Here is a 3,843-nt window from a genome sequence, read left to right on the forward strand (position 1 = left end):
CCCAAAGACACACGTTTATAGTGTGAGTCCTACTCTTGTGCCTGTTTAGGCAAGCCTTATCTTAAAACCTCGAAAGGTGCAACTTTTGAGGTTTTTTTTTATAAAAATATTGTTCTGTGCAAGTAACAAAAAAAATCCTTTTGCTCACATATTTTGAGCAGAAAATTAAAAGATTTCTTTTAGTTTTTAGTGTAGTTTTTTGTTAGTTCTAATCTACTTCTTCCCTTATGTCTACTTTGCTAACTCTTTCTTAATAGCATTGATAAGGTATCCTTTAGGGTTGGCTTTGTTTTTGCTTTTAATTCTCATTTGACTTAAGAAAAGCATTAAATCAAACTTGTTTTGAGCCTTTACAAAAAGCTCCATATTATTGATTATTTCTTTAGTATCAAAGATGTAATTTTCTTTCAGGTAATTTATGATCATACGATCAAGTTCCCAAGAGGGTGATATCTTCTTTTTTAACTGTCTTTCTTCAACTTCGCCATCCCTGTTTTCTGGAATATAAACAGGATAGAATTTAATGGATGTTATTTTTCGCCCTTCTTTAATTGGTTTATACTCGAAACTGTATGGACTGTTTTTATCTAGTTCTTTTTTTGCGGGGTCTATAACCCTTTTAAAAAAGTCATTTACTTGTTTGTACTTGCCTTCAATCTTAAACATTATTTTAAGCTTATCAATGCTGTATGTTATAGGTGTTTTTTTCTCGCTAAAGAGTTCATAAAAGCGCATTGCATAAGTGCTTTCGAAGCTCATTGCAGTAACAAGCTCAAATTTTCTAAACCCTTTAGAAAAATCTAGAATCGCATGATAGATCTTTGGGTGCACCCGAAACTCTACAAAGTCGTGATATTTCTCTATTGCAGGACTCTCTATGATAGAAATTAATTCCCATCGCTTGGAATCTTCATATTCGAATGTTTTATCTCGTAGATCTCGAAGAGCTTGTTTTACTTGGTGGTGGTTTTTGTCATTTTCATCTTTTAAGAATGAAGAAATAGGAATTTTAACCCAGTAGCCATTAAATAAGTCTTTATTTATCTCAAACCTGTGATCAAGCTTTTGTCCTTCTATTTGAGGTTGACAAAGCTCCACAAGCCTGTATAGTATTCGTTTTTCATATACTGAATAATCATACTTAGCACTGGTTAGAAGGTAGCTTTGTATTACATCCTTGTTTGTGATTTTCATAGACTTACGCTTTAACTACGACAAGTTTAATACTTTATTACGACATTAACAAGTAGTAAGTCTTTGAATGTATTATAAAAGTCGTAGTTAAGGGGGTTTAAAGTATTATAAAAGTCGTATTAAGTATTATAAAAGTCGTAGTTAGAGAAATTAAAAACCTTTGTATCTCTTTTGTGTCGGGGTGTATGTGAATTTAATAACAGATTTGGTAAGCATATGGTAGGCTAATGCTTATAGTAAGAAGTATAGATTTTTACCCTTCGGGTGAAGAATTATTGCTCAAAAAAAGACATAAGGGAAAAAAAGGAAAAAAAGAAAATGTGGAAAAAAAGGTACCGCATGTGAATTTGCAAGATGTGCATAAATGTGTATCTTTGATACAGCAAGAGGGAATCAGGCAGAGCCGTGATTCTTCTTGTTCTGCGAAGCTAACAATCTGACAAGCAGATTGTTATGTAAAAATAGTTATAAAACTATTTTATAATATTTTATAAACTTTCGTTTAAAACACTAGTAATCAGAGTTATTTTTTATAATTATTATAATAAATATATTTTATAATGGCAAGAAAGAGCATAGGAATAAGTGAAGCAACAGCAGATGATTTAGCAAGAGAAGCTAATAAACACGGGGTTTCCAGAGATAAAGTAGTATCAAAAATGTTGGATTTCTTCCGTATCTACGGGATAGATCCATTCAACTATGATGCTCCAGCTGATGAAATGCAAAAGATAATCAAGCGAATGGATAGTGTGATTGCATTTCAAAAGCAACAAGAGAAAACTATTTTGATTCCAACATTAACAAGGCTTGCAAGCAAGGAGGATATCTCAAGCGTCAAAGAATCAAATGTTTCAAATGCAAACGAATTACTTATGATTTTAAGAGCTGAGCTTGCAGAGCTTAAAAAGGAAAACAAAAACCTGAATCTGCAATTAAAGCAAGCTAGAGAAGAAGATCGAGGAGAGCATTCAGAAATACTTAACAGGACTATTTCTGATGTGTCAAAGATGCTTCAAGAGGTTACTAGCACATTAGGGATGTCAGGACAGAAGAAGGATGTCACAATCTCAAGACTCAAAGAGTATGAACGTTAAAATACAAGGCGGTGGCGGTGGTGTCTATGGGAATACAGGCAGCTCTTATGGAGCAATGGAATATTTAAACCATGAGAACGATAAGCAAAAAGCAAAAACAGGGCAAATAGAACCTTTTTTTGACCATAAAGGGGAAAAGGTGGACTTTGCTACCGCTATAACTGAATTGGACCAAAATAAAGCTAAATTATGCGCTAAGGATGCTAAGTTTTTCGCAATTACTATTTCCCCTTCAGAAAAAGAACTATCTGTAATGGGGCGTACTGAAGAGGAGAGAAGCAAAGCAATGAAAGTCTATACACGCCAAACTATGGACGAATACGCTAAGAACTTTGGTAAGGGATTAAGGGGGGAGGATTTGCTTTATTACGCCAAGATACACCACAACAGGGGAGAAAAAGAAGGAATGCACGCTCATGTAATTGTTAGCCGGAAAGACCGAAATAATAAGATTCGTCTAAGTCCAAAAACGAACCACCGGAAAAAGTCCGGAAAGATAAATGGTTTTGATAGAACTAACTTTTTCAAGAGTTGCGAGGATGAATTTGATAAGAAATTCAATCATACAAGAGCTTATGAGCACTCCTTTATCTATCAGAACGCTATGAAAAATGGTACATTCCAAGAGAAAGAAGCTGCTGTAAAGCAATCCAAGAAAACACCAAATAAAATGCTTCTATTAGAATTGAGACAAGAACAACTTAGGCAGGAGCAGAGAATTAAAAAGGAACAAAGCCTGGAGAAACCTCAGGTTAAAAAAGAAGTTGCCCAGGAACAAAAAACAATAATAGAACGAGGGAATAAAAGAAGTGGAGGAATTGGAATATAAAATTGAAAAGTATTTACATACTTTTCCTTGAAGACTCCCAAGTTAAGGAACTATCTTTCTGTTATTTTCTTGTGTGCATGGGGAAGAATAACGCTCCAAAGCTTTTTAGGTAGAGTTTCATCACGCGCACACAATATGTTCTTTTTTTCTTACTTGTCTTCTTACTCATTAAATATCAATGAATTGAGGTTGATTTATTGGTGTTCTGAAAGTAGTAAAAAGTGTTGATAAAAAATACTTTTTGGACAACTTTTTATTTTTTCAAAAAACATAATTGTCAAGTAGTGAGGGTTTAAGCATTTTATTTTGGACAACTTTATGTACTGTTTAAAAGTATTCTTTGTATCGGTAATAACTCTTCTGTATTTTTACAAGTGATAATTAATCAAATACCATTGGGTAATATTTGTTATTGAACGTTTCGAAGGGATTGTGGTATAATACATCTTTCATCTGTACATATACCCATTTGCTTTTAAGGAGGGTTTAAATTGAGTTTTTTTTAAACTATTTTTAAATATTTGAACTATAATAAGAGAGTACTATACCCAACGGGGTGAAAATAAATGACAAAAAAAGGATGTTGCTCGAACAACATCCTATAATTCTAATTTTTTATGAAAATGGTAATGACTGCAGAGTTACTACTGAATATCATCCAGTGTCTGTTGATGATAATCGGTATTGTAGTAGGGACTAAGAAAGCTAACTAGGTTAGTTTTT

Annotated in this window: 3 protein-coding genes; 2 read left to right on the top strand and 1 reads right to left on the bottom strand. The window is 33.3% G+C overall.

What is annotated here, in order from left to right; translation table 11 throughout:
- Nucleotides 1-231 precede the first annotated feature (231 nt).
- The gene (locus A8B35_RS22850) at nucleotides 232-1,194 is read right to left on the bottom strand and encodes a replication initiation protein (protein ID WP_068475849.1); all 963 of its coding nucleotides are present in this window, start codon (nucleotides 1,192-1,194) and stop codon (nucleotides 232-234) included.
- Nucleotides 1,195-1,754: 560 nt separating this feature from the next.
- Here A8B35_RS22850 and A8B35_RS22860 point away from each other — a divergent pair.
- A complete protein-coding gene (locus tag A8B35_RS22860) occupies nucleotides 1,755-2,291 on the top strand; it encodes a BfmA/BtgA family mobilization protein (RefSeq protein WP_068475853.1) in 537 nt (178 codons plus the stop codon).
- Nucleotides 2,281-3,120, top strand: coding sequence for a DUF5712 family protein (locus A8B35_RS22865; protein WP_068475855.1), 840 nt, complete (start codon nucleotides 2,281-2,283; stop codon nucleotides 3,118-3,120). Before A8B35_RS22860 ends, A8B35_RS22865 begins: the two co-directional genes overlap by 11 nt.
- Nucleotides 3,121-3,843 lie beyond the last annotated feature (723 nt).

Origin of the sequence: Saccharicrinis aurantiacus, from assembly GCF_001660705.2 — a bacterium.
GTDB classification, from domain to species: domain Bacteria; phylum Bacteroidota; class Bacteroidia; order Bacteroidales; family Marinilabiliaceae; genus Saccharicrinis; species Saccharicrinis aurantiacus.

What these genes read in the sequence shown, in the direction of transcription:
- A8B35_RS22850 (WP_068475849.1), bottom strand. Translation starts at nt 1,194, where the DNA reads ATGAAAATCACAAACAAGGATGTAATACAAAGCTACCTTCTAACCAGT.
- A8B35_RS22865 (WP_068475855.1), top strand. Translation starts at nt 2,281, where the DNA reads ATGAACGTTAAAATACAAGGCGGTGGCGGTGGTGTCTATGGGAATACA.
- A8B35_RS22860 (WP_068475853.1), top strand. Translation starts at nt 1,755, where the DNA reads ATGGCAAGAAAGAGCATAGGAATAAGTGAAGCAACAGCAGATGATTTA.